19 protein-coding genes are annotated in these 24,625 nt (G+C 61.4%); 9 read left to right on the forward strand and 10 right to left on the reverse strand.

Going from position 1 to position 24,625, the window contains the following annotated elements:
• Positions 1-283: 283 nt before the first annotated feature.
• From ACZ9XP_RS04780 to ACZ9XP_RS04790, 3 genes are all read right to left on the reverse strand, one after another.
• Positions 284-1,903, reverse strand: coding sequence for an electron transfer flavoprotein-ubiquinone oxidoreductase (locus ACZ9XP_RS04780; RefSeq protein WP_147688407.1), 1,620 nt, complete (start codon positions 1,901-1,903; stop codon positions 284-286).
• Positions 1,904-1,998: 95 nt separating this feature from the next.
• Positions 1,999-3,192 carry a CaiB/BaiF CoA transferase family protein gene (locus ACZ9XP_RS04785; RefSeq protein WP_465188086.1) on the reverse strand — a complete coding sequence of 398 codons (1,194 nt, stop codon included), beginning with the start codon at positions 3,190-3,192 and terminating at the stop codon, positions 1,999-2,001.
• 119 nt (positions 3,193-3,311) lie between these two features.
• Positions 3,312-4,499: an acyl-CoA dehydrogenase gene (locus ACZ9XP_RS04790; RefSeq protein WP_147688405.1), complete on the reverse strand. Its 1,188-nt coding sequence runs from the start codon at positions 4,497-4,499 to the stop codon at positions 3,312-3,314.
• Between the two features lie 153 nt (positions 4,500-4,652).
• On the opposite strand from ACZ9XP_RS04790, the gene ACZ9XP_RS04795 reads away from it, so the two are divergent.
• Positions 4,653-5,438, forward strand: a complete 786-nt coding sequence (locus ACZ9XP_RS04795) for an IclR family transcriptional regulator (RefSeq protein ID WP_147688404.1) — start codon at positions 4,653-4,655, stop codon at positions 5,436-5,438.
• A 60-nt stretch (positions 5,439-5,498) separates the two neighbouring features.
• On the opposite strand, the gene ACZ9XP_RS04800 is transcribed toward ACZ9XP_RS04795, so the two are convergent.
• Together ACZ9XP_RS04800 and argB are read right to left on the reverse strand one after the other, a co-directional pair.
• Positions 5,499-5,927, reverse strand: a complete 429-nt coding sequence (locus ACZ9XP_RS04800; RefSeq protein WP_147688403.1) for a CBS domain-containing protein — start codon at positions 5,925-5,927, stop codon at positions 5,499-5,501.
• Between the two features lie 136 nt (positions 5,928-6,063).
• Complete coding sequence (gene argB, locus ACZ9XP_RS04805; protein ID WP_147688402.1) at positions 6,064-6,936, reverse strand: acetylglutamate kinase; 873 nt, start codon at positions 6,934-6,936, stop codon at positions 6,064-6,066.
• Positions 6,937-7,108: 172 nt separating this feature from the next.
• Here argB and ACZ9XP_RS04810 point away from each other — a divergent pair, with 172 nt between their 5' ends.
• The 6 genes from ACZ9XP_RS04810 to gabD all read left to right on the forward strand — a co-directional run bounded on the left by ACZ9XP_RS04810 (position 7,109) and on the right by gabD (position 16,372).
• Entirely contained in the window at positions 7,109-7,762 is a 654-nt protein-coding gene (locus ACZ9XP_RS04810) for a TetR/AcrR family transcriptional regulator (RefSeq protein ID WP_147688401.1), read from the forward strand.
• 39 nt (positions 7,763-7,801) lie between these two features.
• Positions 7,802-8,878 (forward strand): efflux RND transporter periplasmic adaptor subunit, encoded by a 1,077-nt coding sequence (locus tag ACZ9XP_RS04815; protein WP_465188087.1) that lies wholly within the window; start codon positions 7,802-7,804, stop codon positions 8,876-8,878.
• Between the two features lie 11 nt (positions 8,879-8,889).
• On the forward strand, positions 8,890-11,952 hold the full coding sequence (locus ACZ9XP_RS04820) for an efflux RND transporter permease subunit (protein WP_465188088.1): 3,063 nt from the start codon (positions 8,890-8,892) through the stop codon (positions 11,950-11,952).
• A 79-nt stretch (positions 11,953-12,031) separates the two neighbouring features.
• Positions 12,032-13,339, forward strand: coding sequence for a TolC family outer membrane protein (locus ACZ9XP_RS04825; RefSeq protein WP_147688398.1), 1,308 nt, complete (start codon positions 12,032-12,034; stop codon positions 13,337-13,339).
• A 233-nt stretch (positions 13,340-13,572) separates the two neighbouring features.
• Positions 13,573-14,838 carry a 4-aminobutyrate--2-oxoglutarate transaminase gene (gene gabT / locus ACZ9XP_RS04830; RefSeq protein ID WP_465188089.1) on the forward strand — a complete coding sequence of 422 codons (1,266 nt, stop codon included), beginning with the start codon at positions 13,573-13,575 and terminating at the stop codon, positions 14,836-14,838.
• A 73-nt stretch (positions 14,839-14,911) separates the two neighbouring features.
• Positions 14,912-16,372: an NADP-dependent succinate-semialdehyde dehydrogenase gene (gene gabD / locus ACZ9XP_RS04835; protein WP_147688396.1), complete on the forward strand. Its 1,461-nt coding sequence runs from the start codon at positions 14,912-14,914 to the stop codon at positions 16,370-16,372.
• Between the two features lie 94 nt (positions 16,373-16,466).
• Here gabD and ACZ9XP_RS04840 read toward each other — a convergent pair whose 3' ends face one another.
• From ACZ9XP_RS04840 to ACZ9XP_RS04860, 5 genes are all read right to left on the reverse strand, one after another.
• Positions 16,467-18,800, reverse strand: a complete 2,334-nt coding sequence (locus ACZ9XP_RS04840; RefSeq protein WP_438697468.1) for a sensor domain-containing diguanylate cyclase — start codon at positions 18,798-18,800, stop codon at positions 16,467-16,469.
• 183 nt (positions 18,801-18,983) lie between these two features.
• Positions 18,984-20,423 carry a hypothetical protein gene (locus tag ACZ9XP_RS04845; RefSeq protein ID WP_465188090.1) on the reverse strand — a complete coding sequence of 480 codons (1,440 nt, stop codon included), beginning with the start codon at positions 20,421-20,423 and terminating at the stop codon, positions 18,984-18,986.
• Positions 20,424-20,493: 70 nt separating this feature from the next.
• Positions 20,494-21,654 (reverse strand): GNAT family N-acetyltransferase, encoded by a 1,161-nt coding sequence (locus ACZ9XP_RS04850; protein WP_465188091.1) that lies wholly within the window; start codon positions 21,652-21,654, stop codon positions 20,494-20,496.
• 2 nt (positions 21,655-21,656) lie between these two features.
• Positions 21,657-22,079, reverse strand: coding sequence for a rhodanese-like domain-containing protein (locus tag ACZ9XP_RS04855; RefSeq protein WP_147688392.1), 423 nt, complete (start codon positions 22,077-22,079; stop codon positions 21,657-21,659).
• A 15-nt stretch (positions 22,080-22,094) separates the two neighbouring features.
• Positions 22,095-22,559, reverse strand: coding sequence for an OsmC family protein (locus ACZ9XP_RS04860; RefSeq protein WP_438697746.1), 465 nt, complete (start codon positions 22,557-22,559; stop codon positions 22,095-22,097).
• Between the two features lie 93 nt (positions 22,560-22,652).
• Here ACZ9XP_RS04860 and pdxR point away from each other — a divergent pair, with 93 nt between their 5' ends.
• Both pdxR and ACZ9XP_RS04870 read left to right on the forward strand, forming a co-directional pair.
• A complete protein-coding gene (gene pdxR, locus ACZ9XP_RS04865) occupies positions 22,653-24,134 on the forward strand; it encodes a MocR-like pyridoxine biosynthesis transcription factor PdxR (RefSeq protein ID WP_465188092.1) in 1,482 nt (493 codons plus the stop codon).
• Complete coding sequence (locus tag ACZ9XP_RS04870; protein ID WP_465188093.1) at positions 24,127-24,600, forward strand: 2-thiouracil desulfurase family protein; 474 nt, start codon at positions 24,127-24,129, stop codon at positions 24,598-24,600. Before pdxR ends, ACZ9XP_RS04870 begins: the two co-directional genes overlap by 8 nt.
• Positions 24,601-24,625: the final 25 nt, after the last annotated feature.

The raw sequence follows: 24,625 nt of genomic DNA on the forward strand, positions 1-24,625 counted from the left end.
AATCTTTGCAGTGCAAGTATTTGGCTTAGCCAGACACTTACACCTATCGGTTATTTGGTCTGTTAAAGAGCGGTGCTGACTGGCTTGTTTCGTTTGCGTCGTCAGCTGAGGAGGCGAACTATACCCACCCAGACCACACCCGTCAACACTTGCACCGCAATAAACTGCAAGTATTTGCTTAAGGTGTTGATTTGCAACGGCACACAAAAGCAAAAAAGTTGGCCGCAGGCGGCCAACTCTTCACACAGGAACGAAAAAGCCCGGCTCGCGCCGGGCTGTGTTCTTACATATTGGGGTAATTCGGACCGCCACCGCCTTCTGGCGTGGCCCAGTTGATGTTCTGGGTAGGGTCTTTGATGTCACAGGTTTTGCAGTGCACGCAGTTTTGCGCATTGATCTGCAGCTGCGGCTTACCTTCTTCGCGGCCAACGATCTCGTATACGCCTGCCGGGCAGTAGCGCTGCTCGGGTGCATCGTACTGTGCCAGGTTAATGCGGATCGGCACGGAGGCATCTTTGAGCTTGAGGTGCGGCGGCTGGTCTTCGCTGTGGTTGGTGTTGGAGATAAATACCGACGACAGGCGGTCGAAGGTGAGCACACCATCCGGCTTCGGATAGCTGATGGGGCTGCACTCGTCTTTGCGCTTGAGGCATTCGTGGTCGTGGTGCTGATGACGCAGCGTCCACGGTGCCTTGCCGCGGAACAGATAGGTATCGATGGCCGAGTAGATCATGGCTGGCCACAGACCCCAGCGGAAGGACGGGCGGATGTTGCGCACGCTGTGCAGCTCGTCGTACAGCCAGCTTTGCTTGAAGGCCTGGGTATAGGCCACGGCTTCGGCGCCTTGTGCTTCCGGGTTTGCTGCCAACACGCCAAAGACCGCTTCTGCAGCCAACATGCCGGACTTCATGGCCGTGTGGGTACCCTTGATTTTGGGTACGTTGAGGAAGCCTGCGGTATCACCCACCAGTACGCCACCGGCAAAAGTGAGTTTGGGGATGCTCTGCAGGCCGCCTTCGGAGATGGCGCGCGCACCGTAGGACAGGCGACGGCCGCCTTCGAACACCCCTTTGATGGCCGGGTGGGTCTTGAAGCGCTGGAATTCTTCGTAAGGCGACAGATAGGGGTTCTGGTAATCCAGGCCTACGACAAAACCCACAACAACCTGGTTGTTTTCCAGGTGATAGAGGAAAGAGCCGCCATAGGTGTTTTGATCCATTGGCCAGCCGGCGGTATGGGTGATCTTGCCCTCTTCGTGCAGCTCGGGCTTTACTTCCCACAGCTCTTTAATACCGATGCCGTAGGTTTGCGGGTCGGCTTCGGCGCGCAGCTTGAAGCGCTCGAACAGGCCCTTGGTGAGGGAACCACGACAGCCTTCGGCAAAAATGGTTTGTTTGGCCCACAGCTCGATACCTGGCTCGCCTTCTTCTTCGCCAGTTTTGCCGGTGCCAACATTACCTGTGGCAACGCCTTTTACCGCACCATCGGCGTGGTACAGCACTTCGGCCGCGGCAAAGCCCGGGTAGATTTCCACACCCAGCTCTTCGGCCTGCTGACCCAGCCAGCGGCAGAAGTTGCCCAGGCTGATGATGTAGTTACCGTGGTTGTTCATCTGCGGCGGGGTAGGCAGCTGGATGGACTCGGTTTCGGTCAGGTAGAGAAAGCGGTCGGACTTGGCCGGGGTATTGAGCGGGGCGCCCTTTTCTTTCCAGTCGGGAATCAGCTCGTTCAGCGTGCGGGGCTCCAGCACCGCACCGGACAAGATGTGCGCGCCGATTTCGGAGCCTTTTTCCAACAGACAGACACTGATTTCCTGGCCTTTTTCTGCCGCCAGCTGCTTGAGACGAATGGCAGCGCTGAGGCCGGATGGGCCACCGCCGACAACCACTACGTCGTATTCCATGTATTCGCGTTCCACCGCTTCTCCTTTGCGCAGGGGGAGGTTTGATTGCCCAATGATGCAATGATTGATGCTGCGCGTCAAAATCAAACAAGCGTTTAAACGGTGGCACTGGCTTTCAGTTGTGCTATCGCCTCAGCGCTGTAACCCAGCGATGTCAATACAGCATCGGTGTGCTCGCCCAGTTTTGGCGGCGCAGCCTTGTATTGCGGGGGGGTGCCGCTCATTTTGATGGGGCAGGCTACCTGCGGTACCGATTGTCCGGCCGCGTCGGGCAGGTGAATCGCCATTTGCCGGTGTTGTATTTGCGGGTCGGCAAAGGCTTCGTCTACCGTATTGATGGGGCCGCATGGCACGCCGGCAGCATCAAGCAGCTTCAGCCATTCGTCGCGACCACGCGCCAGAAAGGCCTCGGCCAGCTGCGGCACCAGCAGCTCTCGGTAACGCACGCGCTGCGGATTGGTGGCAAAGCGCGGGTCTGCGGCCAACTCGGGCTGGCTGATGAGCTCGCACACGGTGCGGAACTGCTTGTCGTTGCCGCAGGCCAGAATGAAGTGGCTGTCGCCGGCGGTGCGGAACACTTGGTAGGGCACGATATTGGGGTGCGCATTACCCAACCGTGGCGGTACTTCGCCCCCTACCAGCCAGTTCATGTTGACGTTGGCCAGCATGGCGAGCGAGCAATCGAAGAGCGCCATATCAATATATTGCCCTTCGCCGGTACGGTAGCGCGCCAGCAGCGCGGCCTGGATAGCGTTGGCCGCATACAGGCCGGTAAAAAGGTCGGTGACCGCCACGCCTACCTTGTGCGGCTCGCCGTCGGCGGGGCCGGTGATGCTCATCAGGCCGGACATACCCTGCACGATGTAGTCGTAGCCCGGCAGCTGGGCGTAGGGGCCGGTCTGGCCAAAGCCAGTGATGGCGCAGTACACCAGCCGCGGGTTGATGGCGCGCAGGCTGTCGTAGTCCAGCCCGTACTTCTTGAGGCCGCCTACCTTGTAGTTTTCCAGTAGCACGTCGGCCTGTGCGGCCAACTGCCGCACGATTTCCTGCCCGGCAGGCTGGGTAATATCAACGGTGAGTGATTGTTTGCCGCGGTTGGCCGCCAGGTAGTAGGCCGCCGTGCCGTCCGGCAGGCTGGGCGGCGCCCACTGGCGGGTGTCGTCGCCACTACCGGGGCGCTCTACCTTGATGACGTCTGCACCCAGATCGGCCAGCAGCTGGCCAGCCCAGGGCCCGGCCAGTACGCGGGTAAGGTCCAGCACTTTGATACCTGACAGTGCACCTGACATGTTTGTCTCCTGTAACGTAGGGCTGCCTGTAAAAAAACAGGCCCGGATTGCAGCCGGGCCTCAAGGACAGACAGGAACCAACATCCCGCCGGGGTGAAGCCCGCCGGCGGAACATCACATCAGGCAAATGCCTGAATACCGGTCTGGGCGCGGCCCAGAATCAGGGCATGCACATCGTGCGTGCCTTCATAAGTGTTGACGGCTTCGAGGTTCATCACGTGACGGATGATGTGGTACTCGTCGCTGATACCGTTGCCGCCGTGCATGTCGCGGGCGATACGGGCAATGTCCAGTGCCTTGCCGCAGTTGTTGCGCTTGATCAGGCTGATCATTTCCGGCGCGGCACGGCCTTCGTCCATCAGGCGGCCCACGCGCAGCGCGGCTTGCAGCGCTAGGCTGATTTCGGTTTGCATATTGGCCAGCTTCAGCTGTACCAGCTGGGTGGCGGCCAATGGGCGGTTGAACTGTTTACGGTCCAGTGTGTACTGGCGGGCACCGTGCCAGCAGAACTCGGCCGCGCCCATCGCGCCCCAGGCAATGCCGTAGCGGGCTTTGTTGAGGCAGCCGAACGGGCCTTTCAGGCCTTTCACGTGCGGCAGCAGCGCGTCTTCGCCTACTTCTACGTTGTCCATCACGATTTCACCGGTGATGGAGGCGCGCAGCGAGAACTTGCCTTCGATCTTGGGCGCGGACAGGCCTTTCATGCCTTTTTCCAGCACGAAGCCGCGGATCTCGCCTTCGTCGTCTTTGGCCCACACCACAAATACGTCGGCGATCGGGCTGTTGGTAATCCACATCTTGCTGCCGTGCAGCACATAACCACCATCCACCTTGCGGGCACGGGTTTTCATGCCTGCCGGGTCGGAGCCGGCATCCGGCTCGGTCAGGCCAAAGCAACCCACCCACTCGCCGCTGGCCAGCTTGGGCAGGTATTTGTCTTTTTGTGCATCGGTGCCGTAGGCCCAGATCGGGTGCATCACCAGGCTGCTCTGTACCGACATGGCGGAGCGGTAGCCGGAATCCACGCGCTCTACTTCGCGGGCGATCAGGCCGTAGGCCACGTGCGACAGGCCGGCGCAGCCGTGGCTGTCGATAGTGCAGCCCAGCAGGCCCAGCTCGCCCATCTCGCTCATGATGTCGCGGTCGAAGCGCTCTTCGCGGTTGGCGGTGAGCACGCGCGGCATCAGGCGGTCCTGACAGTAGGCGTAAGCAGTTTCGCGCACCATGCGCTCTTCGTCGGTGAGCTGATCGTTCAGCAGCAGGGCATCGTCCCAGATGAACGGTGCGCGATTCGAGGTAGCAGCCATGCAGTTCTCCTTTGCACTTTGTTCCGCATTGCGGAATATAGTTCTGTATTGCAAAATAGACTAGCAAGGCGGCCGGGGCATGTAAAGTTTTTTGTGGGAGCAAGGCGCGCACTGCACTATTCTTGCCACTCTTCAGCCAGGAGCATTTCCACCATGTCGTTCACCCCGCAGGAAGACGAAAGCAAAGACCGCCTGTTTGTCGAGGCGCTGGCACGCGGCCTGCGCGTGCTGTCGGCGTTTCGCCCCGGCGAATCGGCGCTGTCAAACCAGGTACTGGCGCAGCGCACCGGCTTGCCCAAGTCCACGGTATCGCGCCTGACCTACACCCTGACCAAGCTGGGCTATCTGTCGCAAGATGCCGACAGCGGCTACTACCGCCTGGGCCTGGCCGTGCTGGCACTGGGCTCGGCAGTGCTGGGCAGCTACGACATCCGCCGCGTGGCCGCCCCGCTGATGCGCGACTTTGCGCTCAAGCACACCATTTCGGTGAGCCTGGGCATGCGTGATGGCAGCGATATCGTGTACCTGGAAACCTGCCGCAGCCAGGCACGGGTGTCGGTGCAGCTCAGCGTTGGCTCGCGTGTGCCGCTGGCCAGCACCGCCATCGGCCGTGCCTGCTATAGCAGCCTGAGTGCGACCGAACGCGAGCTGGCCGACATCGATATGGCCGCCCGCTACGGCAAAGACTGGCCACTGGTGCAAGCCAAGCTGGAGCAGGCGCGCCAGCAGGTGTTGCAGCGCGGCTATAGCGAATCATTTGGCGAGTTTGAACGCGATGTGATGGCCGTGGGCGTGGCCCTGCCCTCACCCGCCCCCGGCCAGGGCAGCTTGTGCCTGAACGCCAGCGGCCCGGCCTTTGCCTTTGACGCCGACACCATGCGCAACCAGGTTGCCCCTGCACTGCTGCAACTGGCGCGGCAGATTGTGCCTGGCGCCTAAAGCACAAAAGGTTGGCCGCAGGGTATGCGGCCAACCTTTATCACGATGAACCCGCCAGACTCAGGCGCGGATGTAGTTCACCAGTTGCTCTATCACCAGTTGTTGCTCTTCGATGGTGGCGCGTACCAGATCGCCAATGGACAGCATGCCGATCACGCGGCCGGCTTCCATCACCGGCAAGTGGCGAAAGTGTTTATCCGTCATCAGCGCCATGCATTCCGCCACGCTTTGCTGTGGCCCCACATACACCACCTTGCTGGTCATGATGTCGCGCACTTTGGTACCCGCCGAAGTACGGCCTTGCAACACGATGCGCCGTGCGTAGTCACGCTCGGAAAAAATACCCAGCACATCGCCCATATCCATGACCAGTACCGCACCGATATCCTGCTCGGCCATGATTTGTAGCGCCTGAAACACAGTGGCGTCCGGGCTGACGCTAATCAGTTCGCCGGATTTTCTTTCCAATAACTGCCTGACTGTCTGCATGACACCTCCACGCGGGGACGGGTTGAACAAGGCGGCGCCCATGACGCCAGCACCTTGTACTATAGCCCGCTCCGCTCATCTGCCAAATGTAAAAAAGGCTGCCCGCAGGCAGCCTTTTTCATGTAGCAACAAAGGCTTAGACAGCCTTGATCATGGTACCCACACCGGCGTCGGTGAGGATTTCCAGCAGCAGCGCGTGCGGTACGCGACCGTCGATAATGTGCACCGAGTTCACGCCGCTCTTGGCTGCGTCCAGCGCCGAGCTGATCTTGGGCAGCATGCCGCCGCTGATAGTGCCATCGGCAAACAGCTCGTCCACACGGGCGGCGGTCAGACCGGTAAGCAGCTGGCCTTGCTTGTCCAGCACACCCGGGGTGTTGGTCATCAGCACCAGCTTTTCAGCCTTCAGGGTTTCGGCCAGCTTGCCGGCCACCACGTCGGCATTGATGTTGTAGGCCTCGCCTTCGCTGCCCACGCCGATCGGTGCCACCACCGGGATAAAGTCCTGGCTATCCAGCAGGGACACCAGGCTCGGATCGATGTGCTCGATATCGCCTACCTGGCCAATATCGATGTCTTCGTCGGATTCGGATTTCAGGAACAGCTTGCTGGCGCGGATGAAGTGGCCATCCTTACCGGTAATGCCCACTGCCTTGCCGCCGTGCTTATTGATCAGCGACACGATTTCCTTGTTCACCAGGCCGCCCAGCACCATCTCAACCACGTCCATGGTTTCGCTGTCGGTCACGCGCATGCCCTGGATGAACTGGCCTTCCTTGCCTACACGGTTCAGCAAGTCGTTGATTTGCGGGCCGCCGCCGTGCACCACCACCGGGTTCAGGCCCACCAGCTTCAGCAGCACCACATCCTTGGCAAAGTCTTCTTTCAGCTTGTCGTCGGTCATCGCATTGCCACCGTATTTGATCACGATGGTTTTGCCATTAAAGGAACGGATGTACGGCAGGGCCTCGGCCAGAATGGCTGCCTTGTCGATAGGGGCTACGCTCACGTCAGATTCTCCAGTAGCAAGATAGGGACACAGGTTGCTGCACAGCAATAACTGTCAGGTGTTGCATTCTAACCATGACAGTTAGTGAATATTGATTTATTAATTGAACTGGCAGAGTGCTTGCTCTACATTGCACACCTTATTAATGAACCAATTTTCAGAGAAGGCAAGCATGGACAAGGCATCCTGTTGTCCGGTAGCGCGTTGGCGCCGTCGCAAAGAAGTGCGCCCAGCCGAGATTCTGGACGCGGCATTGGCGCTATTCGTGGAAAAGGGCTTCAAGACCACCAAGATGGAAGACATCGCAAAAGCAGCCGGTGTCACCAAGGGCACGCCGTATCTGTATTTCGAAAACAAAGAAGACATCTTCAAGGCGGTGATCCGCGAAAACCTGGTCACCCGCCTGGCAGGCTTTGCCGAGCTGGTACAGCAGTTTGACGGCAGCAGCGCCGACCTGCTGCGCTTGATGATGCGCCGCTGGTGGCTGGAGGTAGGTGAATCGCCGCTGGGCGGCATCTGCAAGCTGATGTTTGCCGAAGCCACCAATTTCCCCGAATTGGCGCGCTTTTATCACGCCGAAGTCATCGAACCCAGCCACCAGATGCTGCTGCAGGTGCTGCGCCGCGGCATTGCACGGGGCGAGTTTCGCAGCATCAACCCGGATGCCGTGGTGGATACCCTGGTGGCGCCCATGATGCTCACCATGACCTGGCGCTGCTCGTTTGGCCGTGTACTCACCGAAAGCCAGCACCGCTCGCTGCCACCGCTGGAATATCTGGAGCTCTCGCTCGACCTGATGCTGAACGGCCTGAAAACGGCCGACTGAACCTATAAATAAATCCATACGATAACGAGGCAAATACACATGACACCGCACTATCCCAAGCTGGCGCTGGCCGGCGCGCTACTGCTGGCACTCACCGCCTGCAAAGAAGAAGTGAAGCCGGTAGAAGAAATCCGCCCGGTGCGCTACACCGTTGCCGGTGTCAGCCAGCATGGCAATGTGCACCTGTTCAGTGGCGAGGTGCGTGCCCGCCAGGAAAGCCGGCTGGGCTTTAGGGTGGCAGGCAAGGTCATAGAAAAACGCGTCAATAGCGGGGATAGCGTGAAAAAAGGCCAGGTGCTGGCCGTACTGGATGCCAGCGACTACCAGCTGGATAGCCAGGCCAAGCAGGCACAGTTGGCCGCAGCACAGGCCAACCTGGCGCAACAAGCAGCCGACCTGAAGCGCTACCGCGAGCTGCTGGCACAAAACTTCATCAGTGCGGCACAGGTCGAGCGACAGCACACTGCCGTACAAAGCGCGCAGGCCAGCGTGCAGCAGGCGCAGGCTGCGCTGTCTGCCAGCCGCAACCAGGCCGGCTACACCAGCCTGATTGCAGATAGCGACGGCAGCGTCAGCGAGATCAGCATCGAGCCGGGCCAAGTGGTCGCGGCGGGGCAGATCGTGGCACGCCTCGCCGCCGCAGGCGAGCGCGAAGTCTTGATCCAGGTACCCGAAAACGCCCTGGCACAGATGCGCCAGGCCAGTAGCTTTAGCGTGACCCTGTGGGCAGGCCAGCAAGCCATCCCTGCCACCCTGCGCGAGCTGTCCGGCGATGCCGACCCGGCCACCCGCACCTACGCTGCCCGGCTGAAACTGGCCAGCGAGCCCGCCGGGCTGCGCCTGGGTATGACCGCCACAGTAGAAGCCAGCCTGCCGGGCCAGCACACCGCTACCATCAGGCTGCCCCTCAGCGCCATTCTGGACGAACAGGGCAAGCAGTATGTGTGGGTGATCAACCCGAAAACCGGCAAGGTTGGCCGCAAAGCCGTGACCGTAGGCCGGCCGGATAGCCAGGGGATCGATGTCACTGCCGGCCTGAATGGCGGTGAACAAGTCGTCACCGCCGGGGTACACCTGCTGCGCGACGGCCAACGCGTTACCCTGCTGGCTAAATAAGGGCACCGATCATGAAGCAACAACCATTGAACCTGTCCGAATGGGCCATACGCAACAGCTCGCTAGTACGCTACCTGATGGTGGTACTGATGCTGGCCGGCATGTTTGCCTACACCCAGCTGGGGCAAAAAGAAGACCCCGAATTCACCTTCAAGGCCATGATGGTGCGCGTGCTGTGGCCTGGCGCCACCGCACAGGAAACCGAGCAGCAAGTTACCGCACGCATCGAAAAGAAGCTGCAGGAAATGGGCGAGCTGGAATACGTCAAAAGCTACACCAAACCCGGTGAGGCGCTGCTGATCCTGTCTATCCGCGAAGATGTGCCACCCAAAGAGGTGCAGCAGCTGTGGTACACCGCACGCAAGAAAATAGGCGATATCAAGCACACCCTGCCTGGGGATATACGCGGGCCGTTCTTTAACGACGAGTTCGGCGACACCTTCGGCAACCTGTATGCGTTTACCGGTGACGGTTTCAGCTACGAAGACGTGCGCAAATACGTAGAGCAGGCGCGCCAGGAAATCCTGCGCGTGCCGGATGTGGGCAAGGTGGAAATTATTGGCGAACAAGAAGAGCGTATTTACGTGACGCTCAATACCGCCAAGCTGGCTGCCCTGCAGGTGGACAGCAATATCATCTGGAACGCCCTGGCCAGCCAGAACAGCGTAACCCCGGCCGGCAACTACGACACCGCCAGCGACCGCATCTGGGTACGCGTCAGCGGCAGCTACAACTCGGTAGACGCCATTGCCGCCACCCCCATCAGCGCTGGTGGCAAGACCTTCCGCCTGGGCGATATTGCCAAGGTGAGCCGCGAGTTCGTCAACCCGCCCAGCTTCGGCATGCGCTTTGACGGCAAACCGGCCGTGGGCCTGGCCATCAGCATGAAAAAAGGCGGCGATGTGCTGAAGCTGGGTAACAACCTGCAGCTGCTGATGGACGAGGTCAAAACCAAGCTGCCGGTAGGGGTAGAAGTACACGCCGTATCAGACCAGCCGAAAGTCGTGAAAACCGCCGTCAACGAATTCATGCGTTCGCTGATCGAAGCCGTGATCATCGTGCTGGCCGTCAGCTTCTTTAGCCTGGGTGTGCGGACCGGTATCGTGGTGGCGCTGTCCATTCCGCTGGTGCTGGCCATGACCTTCCTGGCCATGTACTTCCTGGGCATGGACCTGCAGCGCATCTCGCTGGGCTCACTGATCATCGCGCTGGGCCTGCTGGTGGACGATGCCATCATCGCGGTAGAAATGATGGCCATGAAGCTGGAGCAAGGCTGGAACAAATTCCAGGCGGCGACCTATGCCTACACCAGCACCGCCTTCCCGATGCTGACCGGCACGCTGATTACCGCCGCCACCTTCCTGCCGGTGGGGATCGCCAAATCCAACGCTGGCGAATACGTGTTCAGCCTGTTCTCGGTAGTGAGCATTGCCTTGATCCTGTCGTGGATCGTGGCAGTGATCTTTACCCCTTACCTGGGCTACCGCCTGCTGCCGGAAACCATGGCTAACCACGGCCACGCCGACGTGTACCAGAAGCCGTTCTACGTGCGCTTCCGCCGCGCGGTGGAATGGTGCCTGGACCACCGCAAAACCGTGATTGCCCTGACCCTGGCTGCTTTCGTGCTGTCCATGGTGGCCTTCAAGCTGTTCGTAGCCCAACAGTTCTTCCCTTCTTCCAACCGGCCCGAGCTGATGGTGGACATGTGGCTGCCGCAAAGCGCCAGCTACGAAGCCACCGAGCGCGAAGTCAAAAAGCTGGAAAGCCAGCTCAAGGGTGACGCCAACATCGTCAGCGTCACCAGCTACGTTGGCGGGGGCAGCCCGCGCTTCTATCTGCCGCTGGATCAACAGCAGCAGCACCTGAACTATGCCCAGCTGATGGTGATGACACGCGACGAAAAAGTGCGCGAACAGGTGAAACACAAACTGGAAAAACTGTTCGACACCGACTTCCCGCTGGTACGCGGCCGTGTGACGCGGCTGGAAAACGGCCCGCCGGTAGGCTACGCCGTCCAGTTCCGCGTGATGGGTGAAGATCACAACAAGGTGCGCGACATCGCCAAACAGGTAGAAACACTGGTACGTAGCCACCCGGGTGCCCGCCAGGTGAACAACGACTGGGGCGAACAGGCCCGCTCGCTGCGCGTGGAAATCGACCAGGACAAAGCCCGCACACTGGGCATGTCCAGCCAGAGCCTGAGCCGCCAGCTGCAGATGATGCTGACCGGCAGCACCGTGACCGAATGGCGTGAAGGCGACAAGGCCATTGCGGTGAGCGCCCGCCTGGAGGGCAGCGAACGCCAGCAGATCGAGCAGCTGGGCAGCCTGATGGTGCAAACCGCCAGCGGCCGCTATGTACCGGTCTCCCAGTTGGCCAGCATTGCCTACGCACCCGAAGAAAGCATCATCTGGCACCGTAACCGCCTGCCTACCGTGTCGGTACGCGCCGATGCCGCCGACGGGGTGCAAGCCGCCGATATTTCCAACGCGCTCTGGCCGAAAATGCAGGCACTGGAAAAAACCCTGCCGCTGGGCTACCACATCGAGCTGGGCGGGTCGCTGGAATCCAGCAAGAACTCGCAAGCCGCCATCGCCAAGGTACAACCACTGATGCTGGTGATTGTGTTTACCCTGCTGATGCTGCAGCTCAAGAGCTTCCAGCGCAGCCTGCTGGTAGTGCTGACCGCACCACTGGGCATGATTGGCGTCACGCTGACGCTGATTCTGTTCAGCGCACCGTTCGGTTTCGTGGCCATGCTGGGGGTGATCGCGCTGGCGGGGATGATCATGCGTAACTCGGTGATCCTGGTCGACCAGATCGAAACCGACATCAGTGAAGGCATAGACCGTTTCGAAGCCGTCGTGGGCTCTACCATTCGCCGCTTCCGCCCCATCATGCTTACCGCGCTGGCAGCCATCCTGGCCATGGTACCGCTGACGCGCAGCACGTTCTGGGGCCCGATGGCCGTGGCCATCATGGGCGGTTTGCTGGTGGCGACCCTGCTCACGCTGTTTTTCCTGCCGGCGCTGTACTCGGCATGGTTCAAGGTGCGCCGGCCACAAACACATTAATCATTTTCCTGCTGAAAACCGCGCCATATTCCGTTATGGTGGTAGCTGCAGAACAGTTTACTTTTTTATGGAACAAGCGATGAACACACGCCATCCGCTGATCATTACCGCCCTGCTCGCCCTGGGGGCCGCCAGCAGCGCCCAGGCCTTCGACCTGAGTGCTGCCGTACAGGCCGCACGCAGCTACGACGCAGGCTACGCCGGTGCACGCGCCACCCTGCAGGCCGGCCAGGAAAAAGCCGTGCAGGGCCGCGCCCAGCTGCTGCCTAGCGTCGGCCTGTCTGCCAGCATTACACGTACCGACGCCATGAAGCCGGACGCCGACCCGTACAACACCCGCAGCGTGGGCGTACAGCTCACCCAGCCACTGTTCGATATCGGCAGCTACAGCGCCTACAAGAAAGGCCTGATCGCCAGCGAGCTGTCCGGCGTGCAATTCGACGCCAGCAGCCAGCAACTGATTGCCGATGTCGCGCGCGCCTACTTTGACGTGCTGCTGGCCGAAGACGTGCTGAACGTGACCCAAGCCACCAAAAAGGCCTACGACCGCCAGCTGGCGCAAGCCAAAAAATCGTTTGAAGTCGGTACCGCCACCATCACCGACACCCACGAAGCCCAGGCCGGCTACGACGCCGCCCAGGCGCGTGAAATTGCCGCCATGAGCGACCTGGAAATCAAGCGCAACACGCTGGCCAACCTGACCGGCCTGCCGGCTGAAAGCATCAACCGCCTGCGCCAGCAGCAAGGCCTGGCCACCCAGGACAGTGGTGAGCTCAATGCCTGGATCCAGCGTGCCGAAGCGGGCAGCCTGGCGCTGAAATCCGCCTTGCAGCAACAGCTGCTGGCCGAGCGCAGCCTGGAAGAAGCGCGCGGCAAACACCTGCCCACGGTGAACCTCAGCGCCGGCCTGAGCGACAACTACAGCACCAGCGCCAGCAGCAAGGCCAGCGGCCAGCAGCGTACCCGCGGCAATACGCTGGGCCTGAACCTGAGCCTGCCGCTGTACGCCGGTGGCGCGATCAACTCGCAAGTGACCGAGGCCGCGGCCAACCTGGACAAAGCGCGTGAAGATGTCGAGGCCGCCCGCCGCAAGGTACGCCTGGACGTTCGCCGCGCCTGGCTGGGCGTCAGCAACGGCGCCGCGCTGGTGAAAGCGCAGGAACAGCTGCTGGTCTCGGCCAAAAGCAAGCTGGATTCCACCAAGCTGGGTAAAGACGTTGGCGTACGCACCAACCTGGACCTGCTCAACGCCGAGCGGGACTACCAGGACGCCGTGCGCGCACTGGCCGAGGCGCGCTACAACTACCTGTACGCCCGCCTGTCGCTGGCGCAAGCTGCCGGCGAGCTGGACGACAAAGCCGTGGCCGAGGTCAACCGCTTCTTCTAGACCGCCATTGCCCGTGCCCTGCCGCCATGCGGCCAACCTGCCCCCAGGTTGGCCGCATTTTTATTGGCGTGCCGAATCACCACACTGCGGCCAAGCACAGTGTTTAAATAATCAATCACCCGTGACTTTTTACTAAACACGACGCTAGAATGCTTTCAAACAATGGCCAACGATGCGCTTTGCCCGTGTCGCGGCAAACCAGGCCAGCCCGGTTGTCTATCTAGGAGAGATTCATGAACCCGCAAGAACTGATGCAGCGTAAAGCCAATGCCACCCCACGCGGTGTGGGCGTAATGTGTTCCTTCTTTGCCGAGAGTGCCAAAAACGCCGAAATCTGGGACACCGAAGGCAAACGCTACATCGACTTTGCCGGTGGTATCGGCGTACTGAACACCGGCCACCTGCACGACAAAGTGCAAGCCGCCGTGGCCGAGCAGCTGAACAAATTCAGCCATACCTGCTACCAGGTCGTACCGTACGAGCTGTATATCGACGTAGCCGAACAGCTGAACAAGCTGGCACCGATTCCGGGCGATAACAAAACCGCCTTCTACACCACCGGTGCCGAAGCCGTAGAAAATGCCGTGAAAATCGCCCGCGCCGCCACCGGCCGCCCAGGCATCATCGCCTTTGGTGGTGGTTTCCACGGCCGTACCCTGATGGGCATGGCCCTGACCGGCAAAGTGGCCCCGTACAAAATCGGTTTCGGCCCCTTCCCGTCCGACGTATACCACGCACTGTTCCCGAACCCGCTGCACGGCGTGTCCATCGAAGAGTCCATCGCCAGCATCGAAAAGCTGTTCAAGTACGATATCGAAGCCAGCCGCGTAGCCGCCATCATCTTTGAACCGGTACAAGGCGAAGGTGGCTTCTACCAGGCGCCAGCCGAATGGGTACGCGCCCTGCGCACCCTGTGTGATGCACACGGCATCCTGATGATTGCCGACGAAGTACAAGCCGGTTTTGCCCGTACCGGCAAATTCTTTGCCATGGAACACTACGACGTGGCGCCGGACCTGCTGACCATGGCCAAATCCATGGCCGGTGGCTTCCCGATCTCGGCAGTCGTTGGCCGCGCCAGCGTGATGGACGCCCCCGCCCCTGGTGGCCTGGGTGGTACCTACGCCGGCAGCCCGCTGGCCCTGGCCGCCGCCAAAGCAGTCATCACCGCCATCCAGGAAGAAAAACTACTGGAGCGCGCCAATAAGCTGGGCGCCCAGCTGAAAGAAACCCTGCACGGCTTGAAAGCCGAGGTACCGCAGATTGCCGACGTACGCGGCCCGGGTGCCATGATTGCCGTGGAATTCAACAAGGCAGGCAGCCACGACGCTGACGCCGATTTCGCCAAGAAAGTGCAGACCAAGGCGCTGGAGTCCGGCCTGATCCTGCTGATCTGCGGCGTATACGGCAACGTGGTACGTTTCCTGTTCCCGCTCACCATCGAAGACGAAATCTTCGAAGAAGCGCTGCAAAAACTGGTTGCTGCCATCAAGGCCTGATACTGAACTAGCCTGACCCTGCGGCCAACCTTGCCCCTGGCAACGTTGGCCGCATCGCCAAAAGGACACCCCCATGCTGAACCTGAAAGACCCGACGCTGCTGCGCCAGCAGTGCTACATCAACGGCCAGTGGCTGGATGCTGACAATGGCGAAACCATCGCCGTGACCAACCCGGCTACCGGCGAAGTGATCGCCCACGTACCGAAGATGGGCCGCGCCGAAGCCGAGCGTGCGGTTGCGGGCGCTGCCGAAGCGTTCAAGACCTGGAAGAAAAAATCCGCCAAAGAGCGCGCGGGCATCCTGCGCAAATGGTTCGACCTGATGATGGCGAACCAGGACGACCTGGGCGTCATCCTCACTAGCGAGCAAGGCAAACCGCTGGCAGAGGCCAAAGGCGAAATCGCCTACGGCGCCAGCTACATCGAGTGGTATGCCGAAGAAGCCAAGCGCATTTACGGCGATACCATTCCGTCCACCGGCTTTGACAAGCGCATTCTGGTGACCAAAGAGCCGATCGGCGTTACCGCGGCCATCACGCCGTGGAACTTCCCCAATGCCATGATCACCCGCAAAGCCGCCCCGGCACTGGCCGCAGGCTGCCCGATGGTGGTACGCCCTGCCAGCCAGACCCCGCTGTCGGCGCTGGCCATTGCGGTACTGGCCGAGCGTGCCGGCATTCCGGCTGGCGTGTTCTCGGTGCTGACCGGTGGCTCCACCGAAATCGGCGGCGTACTGACCGGTAGCGATACCGTGAAGAAATTCTCCTTCACCGGTTCGACCGAGGTTGGCCGCAAGCTGATCAGCCAATGCGCTGAGACGGTGAAAAAAGTATCGATGGAGCTGGGCGGCAACGCACCGTTCATCGTGTTTGACGACGCCGACCTGGACGCTGCCGTGGAAGGCGCCATCATTTCCAAATACCGCAACGCCGGCCAGACCTGCGTGTGCGCCAACCGCCTACTGGTACAAGATGGCGTGTACGATGCCTTCGCTGACAAGTTTGCCGCTGCCGTGGCCAAGCTGAAGGTAGGCAACGGCCTGGAAGCCGGCGTGACCCAAGGCCCGATGATCGACCAGAACGCGGTAGCCAAGGTGGAAGAGCACATCGCCGACGCGCTGGCCAAAGGCGGCCAGCTGGTCACCGGCGGCAAGCGCCACGCGCTGGGCCACAGCTTCTTTGAACCGACCGTGATCACCGGCGTGACCCCGGCGATGAAAGTGGCCAAGGAAGAAACCTTTGGCCCGCTGGCCCCGATCTTCCGCTTCCACAGCGAAGAAGAAGCCATCCAGATGGCCAACGATACCGAGTTCGGCCTGGCGTCCTACTTCTACGCCCGCGATATCGGCCGCATCTTCCGCGTGTCCGAGGGCCTGGAGTACGGCATGGTGGCGGTGAACAGCGGCATCCTGTCCAACGAAGCCGCACCGTTTGGTGGCGTGAAGCAGTCCGGCCTGGGCCGCGAAGGCTCCAAGTACGGCATTGAAGACTACCTGGAGATCAAGTACGTGCTGCTGGGTGGTATCGACAAGTAAGCCTGCGCTGCTTGCAACAAAGCCGGCCCCAAGGGGCCGGCTTTTTCATGTGCGCGCAGTGTGTGCCATCCGCGGTGTACGCGGCAGCAGGCTGCTACTCCGCCGCCGCTACCACGCGGTTACGCCCTTGCTCTTTGGCCTGATAGCAACGCAGGTCGGCGCGCTGCAGGATATCGTGTGGGCGCGAATCGTGCGGCTGGATTTGCGTCAGGCCGATACTGGCCGTGACACGACAGACTTCGGGGTTGCTCTGCGGGCGCAGGCGGGCAATATCGCCGCGCACGGCTTCCATAATGCCCTGCGCGGTATCGCGGGTGCAGTTGTAGAGAACCAGGGCAAACTCGTCACCGCCCAGGCGGGCGATGATATCGGTATTTCGCAGGCGTTTTTGCAGGATGGCGGCAATATCCTGCAGGATCTGGTCGCCGGCCTGGTGGCCACCGCTGTCGTTGACCTGCTTGAAGTGGTCCAGGTCCATCATGACCACCACATTACTTTGCGCCATCGCCTCGCCATTATCCAGCAAGCTGGTGAGCGCCCCCAGGAAACCACGGCGGTTCAGCAAGTTGGTGAGCGGGTCGTGCGTGGCTTCCCAACGGTGCTTGCGCTCACGGCGGCGGCGCTCGCTGTCATCGTGCAACACGCAGATCTTGTAGCCATGCATGCTGCCGGCTGCCTGCACCACGGACAGGGTCAGCACCACCGGCTGCAGCCGCATGTCGCGCGAGAGCAAGTCCAGCTCTACCGGCACTGCCATGCGGGTATCGGCCAGTGTCGCCAGCGATACCGCCTGGCCACTGTCCGGATAGGCCAGGGACACAAACAGCGCCAGCGAGCGCCCCTGGGCTTCCTCGGCATTCAGGCCCAGCAGGCGCTGGGCTGGCGGGTTGATGTAGCAGACCTCGTCCAGCTGGTTGGTCAGCACCACCGCGTCGGCAATGGACGTCAGGATAGCCATGCCGCGTTCGCGTTCGGCGGTCATGGACAGCAGCGCCTCTTCCCGGTCACTCACGTCGTGCACCACGCCCAGAAAACGCAAGATGCTGCCCTGCTGCAGCCGGGTAAAGCGCAGCTCTACCTTGACCTGGGCACCACGGGCACCGGTAAGGTGGCATAGCTGGTAAAAGCCCGGCACATCGCCGTGGCGTAGCGCCTGCCATTCTGGCTCGATAGTGTCGCGCTGGGCCGGGTGCACTGCGTCCAGCCAATGGCGGCCCAGCCAGTCTTCCTCCCGCTGGTTCAGCCCGCCCAGGCTCAGGGTGGCGTGATTGCAATACACCAGCAAACCGTCGGCATCGGTGACAAAAATGCCCAATGGCGACGACTCGTTCAAGGCGCGGAAAAATGCCTCGCGCGCGGCCAGCTCCAGGCCGATACGCTCGCGCTCGCCAAAGACATCGGCCACGGTTTGCGCCAGCATTTCCAGCTCGTGGCTGCCTTGTATCTGCACGCTATCCCGGGCCCCGAATGCCATGGCCTGCACCTTGCTGCGTAGCGCCTGCAGCGGGCCCAGCAGGCGGTGCACACCCCACCAGCCCAAGGGAAAAGCCAGCAGGGTAGCCAGCAGTACGATCAGCACATGGTTACGTGCCATCACGCTGATGGGCTCATAGGCTTCGCGCAGGGGGAAGACGCCGCCGACCACCCAATTCACGTTTTTCATGTTGCGGTATACCACCAGCGCAGGCTCCCCGTTGGCCGCCAGGCTCTCGCTGCTACCGTCCCAGCCTTGCAAGGCCTTGGCAAACACCGGGTCACGGCTGATATCCGGGCTGGCTTGCATGATGCGGCTGCGGTCAGGGTGGAAAATGGTGAGGCGGCTGGCGCGGGTGTGAATGCTGATATAGCCGGTACCGCCAATGGCAATGGAGCGCAGGTCGCCAAACAACTCGGGGGCAAACAGTTCCAGGCTGCCACCCAGCACGCCGGCAAACTGGCCGTGTTCGTCCAGAATGGGTGAGGTAAAGATGATCAGGCTGCGTTTGATATCGCCCGCCACACGCACCGGCTCGGACACCTGCGAGCGCAAGGTGTCACGTGTCTGGGCAAAGTAGGCACGGTCCAGCACGCTGGTCCCACGCCGCCCTGGCAGCTCGGGGTAGTCGGCCACCACATTACCCTCGGCATCGAACAGCATGATGCTGCTGAAACTGCCCTTCAGGTAGCGAAAACCATGCAGTATTTCAGGGGCGTGCTGGCTGATGTTGCTGCGACTGAGCTGCAGGCTGGCCGCGGCTTGCTCCAGCAAGACATGGCGTGTACGGACACGGTCGTCGATGTCGTCGCTCAGGCGGGTGACGACGTCTTCCAGGTGCTGCAGCTGCATGCTGCGCACGCGTGCCTTGCCCTCCAGGTAGCTGAGCGAGCTGGTAAACAGCACCACCACCACCATGAGTAGCGAGCAAAACAGCGCGAGTCGCGTGCGCAAGGATTTCAAACCAAGCCAGCCAGGCAAACACAGCTCCTAAATGCAATTATCATTAATTGAACAATTATTTTGCCTTGATAGCATTATTTCTATAAAAGAATATATGAAAGCCCACCATGTCGTACGCCGTCGGTACGCCTTATCCCGGCACCGGCGGCCCACTACGCTAGCGGTGCAAGGGGCTTAGTGGTACTTGGCTTGCTGCTCGCGCAGGGCGATACCCGCTTGGCGCAAGCACTCGGACAAGTCCACCCAGGCCTGTACCCGGCTAGGGCCCAGGTCGGGTACCAGTAGCCATTGCACGCGGTTCAGCAGCGCACCACTGTCCCGTTCTAACAGCTGCACATCATAGGCCTGCTGCTCTGGCAGGAACTCGGCCACGGCTTCGATATTGTCCAGCTTGTCTGTCTTGCTTTGCACCAACGCCATATGCAGGCCCAGACGCTTGCGGTTAAACGCATACACCCCGGCCCCCAGTGCGTCCCACCATGGCAGAGGGGCAAACAGCTCGGCCTCGCCGTATTTCATTTCGGCCGCAATGGCCTGCTGTACCAGCGGCATGGCGGCATCCAGCGCCTTGCGGGCGTGCTGGCGTACGCGGTCGATATCCAGCTTGCCGCTTTCCACGATAAAAGGCAGCCAGCACAACGATAGCTGCGGGTTGACCGTCTGGCTGGCCGCGTCGAAGGTGGCACGCGCCGCGTCCACGTCTTGCTGTGCCATATCGCAACCAGCGTCCATGATGGCGGCCAGGTGAACCAGCGACTGGCAGCTGCGCTCGATCAGCATGTCGGTATTGAAAATGGTCGGCGACAGCCACAGCACGGTGTCTTCCGGCAGGCCCAGCGCATCTACCAGCGCCGGCTCCACACGTTCCAGCAGCGGGAAATGCCACCAGAAACCACCCTGTGCTCGGGAAAAAATCATGGGCAGCGCCCATAACTCGTAAGACACCACGCTGCCGTCCGGGCGCATTACTTCGGGGAAGGCAATGCTGTCGCGCGCCAGGGCCAGCAGCTGCTCACGGGCAGCGGTGTGCTCTTGCAGGGCGAGCTGGGCTTCGGTAAACACGGCCTGATCGCCACCGGTCAGGGCCTGCTGTACCAGCATGGGCAGCTGCATGCGCTTCATCGGGTTGCTGTCGGCTTCCATGGCCGTGCTCACCAGCTCTTTGATGCGCTGCTGGCGCTCTGCCGGCGGTAGCGGCTCGGTGGGTACCAGACGGAAGTCGCGCTCTTTGGGCGCGACCTCGCGCTCGATATAGGCTTTTTGCAGGCGCTGGTATTCCTGCATGGCTTCGTCGCAGACTTTTTTCAGCTGGACGGCGGTGGGCAGCTCGCCCCAGAAATTGAAATCGAACAGGCGGAAGCCCGAGTTGGTGACGTAGTGCGTCAGGTTGTTGGCCGTATCAAACAATACATCGCTTTGAAAGCCTTCCTGCTCACGGCTGTCAAACGGGGTCTGATCCATGCCAACCAGGCGGCAGACAAACGCCGGGGCCACGGTATGAATCACATACTCGTAGGGCTCCAGGCCTTTCTCTTCGACGGCATCGCCAAAGATAAAACGGCTGGGAATAAAAGGATCGCCCTTGATGCGGGCATTGCGCGGGTGGGATTTCATGCGGCTAACGTCGTTACTGCCTTGTAAAACCAGCGATTTTACCCCGACGTTGGCCGCACCGTGAAATTAATCATCCCAATGTCAGCTGATAGCGATAGAAACGCTCGTCGCGCTGCCAGCCCTGCCCGGCATACAAGGCTTGCGCCGTATGGTTATCCACTGCCGTCACCAGGTCCAGCCGCTGTACACCATGCTGGCGCGCCAATGCGGCAGCGGCCTGCAGCAGCGCTTGCCCCACCCCGCGCTGGCGTGCCGCGTCGGCCACGTACAAATCATTGAGCAACCACACCGGAGCCGCCAGTACCGAGCTGAACTGTGGCAACAGCTGGGTAAAACCTTGCAACTGGCCTTGCTGCTGATACACCAGTACATGGCTGTCTGCGTGGATCAGGCGCTGGCGAATGAAATCGTACGAGGTGTGCGCATCACCCTGCTTGCCGTAAAAGCGGCGGTACGCGTCAAACAGTGCGGCCAACTGTGGCAGGTCGGCCAGCGTGGCGGCACGAATGCCCTCGGGCAGGGTAGCGGCGGCCTGCTGCTGGCGGCATTGGTCCAGGCTGTGGATTTGCTGCCCGGCAGCGTCAAAGTTGGCCGTATCCAGCCAGGCTTCCAGCGCCGCACGGTTGGCTGGCCATTCGCTGTCCAGCAGGCTGAACCAGGCGGTGTCGCGGTTCACCCCCCAGTTCACCCGCGCCTGGCGGAAGGTGCCCTCGTAGGTAAAGCCCAGCCGCGCAGCCGCGCGCATGGATGGCGCGTTCAGGCTGTTGCATTTCCATTCGTAGCGGCGATAGCCCCAGTCGAAAGCCTGCCTCATCAGCAGGTACATGGCTTCGGTGGCCGCCACGGTACGCTGCAGACGCGGTGAAAAACGCAGCCAGCCGATTTCGATGACACCGTTGGCCGCATCGATGCGCAGATAGCTGCAGCTGCCGATGGCATCGCCGCTGGCCATATCGACGATGGCAAAAAATAGCGGGTCGCTGCTGCTTTCCATCATGGCAAACCAAGCTTCCCAGTCGGCATCGCTTTGCGGGCGCGGCATCAGGTAGGCCCAGTCGCGGCCATCTTGGTCCAGCGCCAGCGCAGCGCGCAAGCTGTCGCCATGCAGTGCCCGGCTGAAGGGCTCAACACGGCAGCAGCGGCCACTCAGGGTAAGGTGGTACGGCGGGGTCGCACCGGCCCAGGCGGGCACCGCCGCACCCAGCGGCTGGCCAAAAGCATCGTATTGCATGCTCAGCCCCCGCAGCCGCAGTCGTCCGACGGTGTCACGCCGCAGCTGGCACCACCTTGCACGGTGGGGTAGCCATCGCGCTTCCACCAGTCAATGCCGCCTTGCAGTTCTTTGACGGTAAAGCCCAGCTCGGCCAGCTTCAGCGCGGTTTTAGTGGAGGCATTACAGCCGATGCCGTCACAGAAGGTCACCAACAGGACATCACGCGGCAGCTGTGCGGTGGTCTCTGCGCTAATGGTACGGTGCGGCAAGTTGATGGCACCCGGCAGGGTTTCCTGCGCGTACGCGGCGGCGGAGCGGCCATCCACCAGCTGCAAGGCTGCGCCCTGCTTGAGCTGCTCGGCCACGTCCCAGCTATCGATCTCGAATGCCAGCTTGGCACGATAGAACGCCAGTTGTGCTTGTTGTTGGTCTGCAAATGACATGATGTGCTCTCGGGTCTAGGACAAAACTGGTTCACAGCGTACGTCGGTACGCACGGAGTTGGCGATAAAACATTGCGCATGCGCCTCATGGTGCAGCGCCTGCAGCTCGGCCAAGGAAGGCGACGGCCCGCAGAACTGTACAGCAGGGTGCAGCGTGACCTGACTCACCCACGCGCGGCCCTGCTCTCCCACCGCCATGGTACCCACGGCCGCATCCTGATAGCTGTCCACCACCCAGCCTGCCGTGGCCGCCAGGGACAAGAACCACAGCATGTGGCAGCTGGCCAGGGCGGCCACAAACATTTCTTCCGGGTCTGCGGCCGTGGGGTCGGAATACGGTACTTTCACCACGTGGGGTGATGACGACGCACGCAGCACCAGGCCGCCATCAAAATGTATTTCGTGCAGCCGGCTATACGCGTTATCCACAAATGCTGCCGTACCACGCTGCCAATGCAGCGTTGCGCCATGTCGGCTCATTGGCTTCTCCACCTTGGTGAGACTTGCAAGCTATGTTAAAACAATAGCGGCCCCATAAAAGAACCAATAGCCCACAGCATGAAGGAGCCAATATTGCCCACCTGGATTGTAGACTTTCTCATGGCCCGGCTAGAGCGGCACAGCGAAGAAGGCCTGGCCAAACAGCTGACCCGCCTGATTCGTGAAGCGATCGTGGCCGCGCGTTTTACGGAAGCGTCGCATGGCGAGCACGGCACGGCACGGCTACCGGCCAGCCGGGAGCTGGCACGGCAGCTGCAACTTGGCCGCAACACGGTGATACAGGCTTACGAGCAACTACAGGCAGAGGGGTATCTGGAAACCCGCCAGGGCGCCGGCAGCTTTGTGGTGCCGGTATTCCTGCGCAAACCGGTACCGGCACCTGTCAGGGCGCAGCCACTAGGCTTATCACGGCGTGGGCAAACACTGACGAGTACGGCCGTCATACCCGACGGGCTAAGTGGTGCCTTTGCCCCCGGCATGCCGGAAATACGCCAGTTCCCCCACCACGTCTGGCAAAACCTGCTATCCCGCCACCAGCGCAGTACACCGTGGCCCAAGCTGGGTTATACCGTTGACGGTGGCCTGCCTGCACTGCGGGAGGCATTGGCGGAATACCTGGTGCTATCGCGCGGCGTGCGCTGCACCCCGGAACAGATCCTCATCATCAGCGGTGCGCAAATCGGCATGGAACTAAGCGCACGGCTGCTGGCCAATCAGGGCGAGGTGGCCTGGGTAGAAGAACCCGGCTATGCCGGGGCCCATGCTTCCTTGCAGGCCGCAGGCATGGACCTGGTAGCCGCCGCAGTAGACGAGGAAGGCCTGAACCCGGACAGCGTGCAAGACACCCGCCCGCCACGGCTGATCTACACCACCCCGTCGCACCAGTACCCTTTGGGCGTGGTGATGAGCCTGCCGCGCCGGCTGGCCCTGCTGGCGCACGCCGCACGCTGCGGCGCGTGGATTCTGGAAGACGACTACGACAGCGAATTCCGCTACAGCTCGCAGCCCTTACCGGCACTGCAAGGCCTTGCGCAGGACGAGCGCGTGATCTACATCGGCACCATGAGCAAAGTGATGTACCCCGGCCTGCGCATTGCCTATATGGTGGTACCGGACGGGCTGATTGACGCCTTCCGGCGTGCGCATGCCCGCCTGTACCGCGAGCCCCCTTATGTCACGCAGGCCGCACTGGCAGACTTCCTGCTGCAAGGCCACTTTGCCCGCCACGTAAGGCGCATGCGTGAGCTGTACCAGACACGCCAGCAGACCCTGCGCAGCGCGCTGGCAAGCTCGCCTGCACACTGGCTACCCCTATCCAGCGGCAAGGCCGGCCTGCATCTGCTGGCACACCTGCCGATGCAGGCAAACGAGCAAGCCTTGAGCCATGCTGCGGCTGCACAGGGCGTGGTACTGCGCCCGCTGGCACGCAACTATCTGGGCCTAGCCCCGCAAAAAGGGCTGGTACTGGGCTATGCTGGCGTCAACGATCATGAAATCCGGCACGGCGTGGCGACCCTGGCCCGCTTGCTGCAAGCGATGCACCCACATGACTAAACCTGCCCTATTGATCAGTGCCTGCCTGCTAGGCGAGCCAGTACGCTACGACGGCGCCAGTAAAGGCATGCACGCCGACTGGCAACAACAGTTGGCCGCACGCTACACCCTGCTACCCTTCTGCCCGGAATGCGCCGGTGGCCTGCCCACCCCGCGGCCGGCAGCCGAAATACACGGTGGCCACGGCAGCCACGTGCTGACAGGCCAGGCAACGGTACGCACCGCCAGCGGCGACGACGTCAGCGCGGCTTTTGTCCGCGGCGCCCGGCTGGCCCTGGCGCTGGCACAACACCACGGCTGTACCGCGGCCGTACTGAAAGCCAACAGCCCGTCCTGCGGCAACCGGCACATCTACAGCGGCCAGTTTGATGGCCAGCTGCAAACAGGTGCAGGCGTCTGCGCCGCCTTGCTGCAACAACATGGCATAACGGTGTATAACGAAACCGAGCTGGCGCAGCTACTGTAGCCACGGCCACCCACCACGAGGACTA

This window comes from Vogesella perlucida, assembly GCF_979366545.1.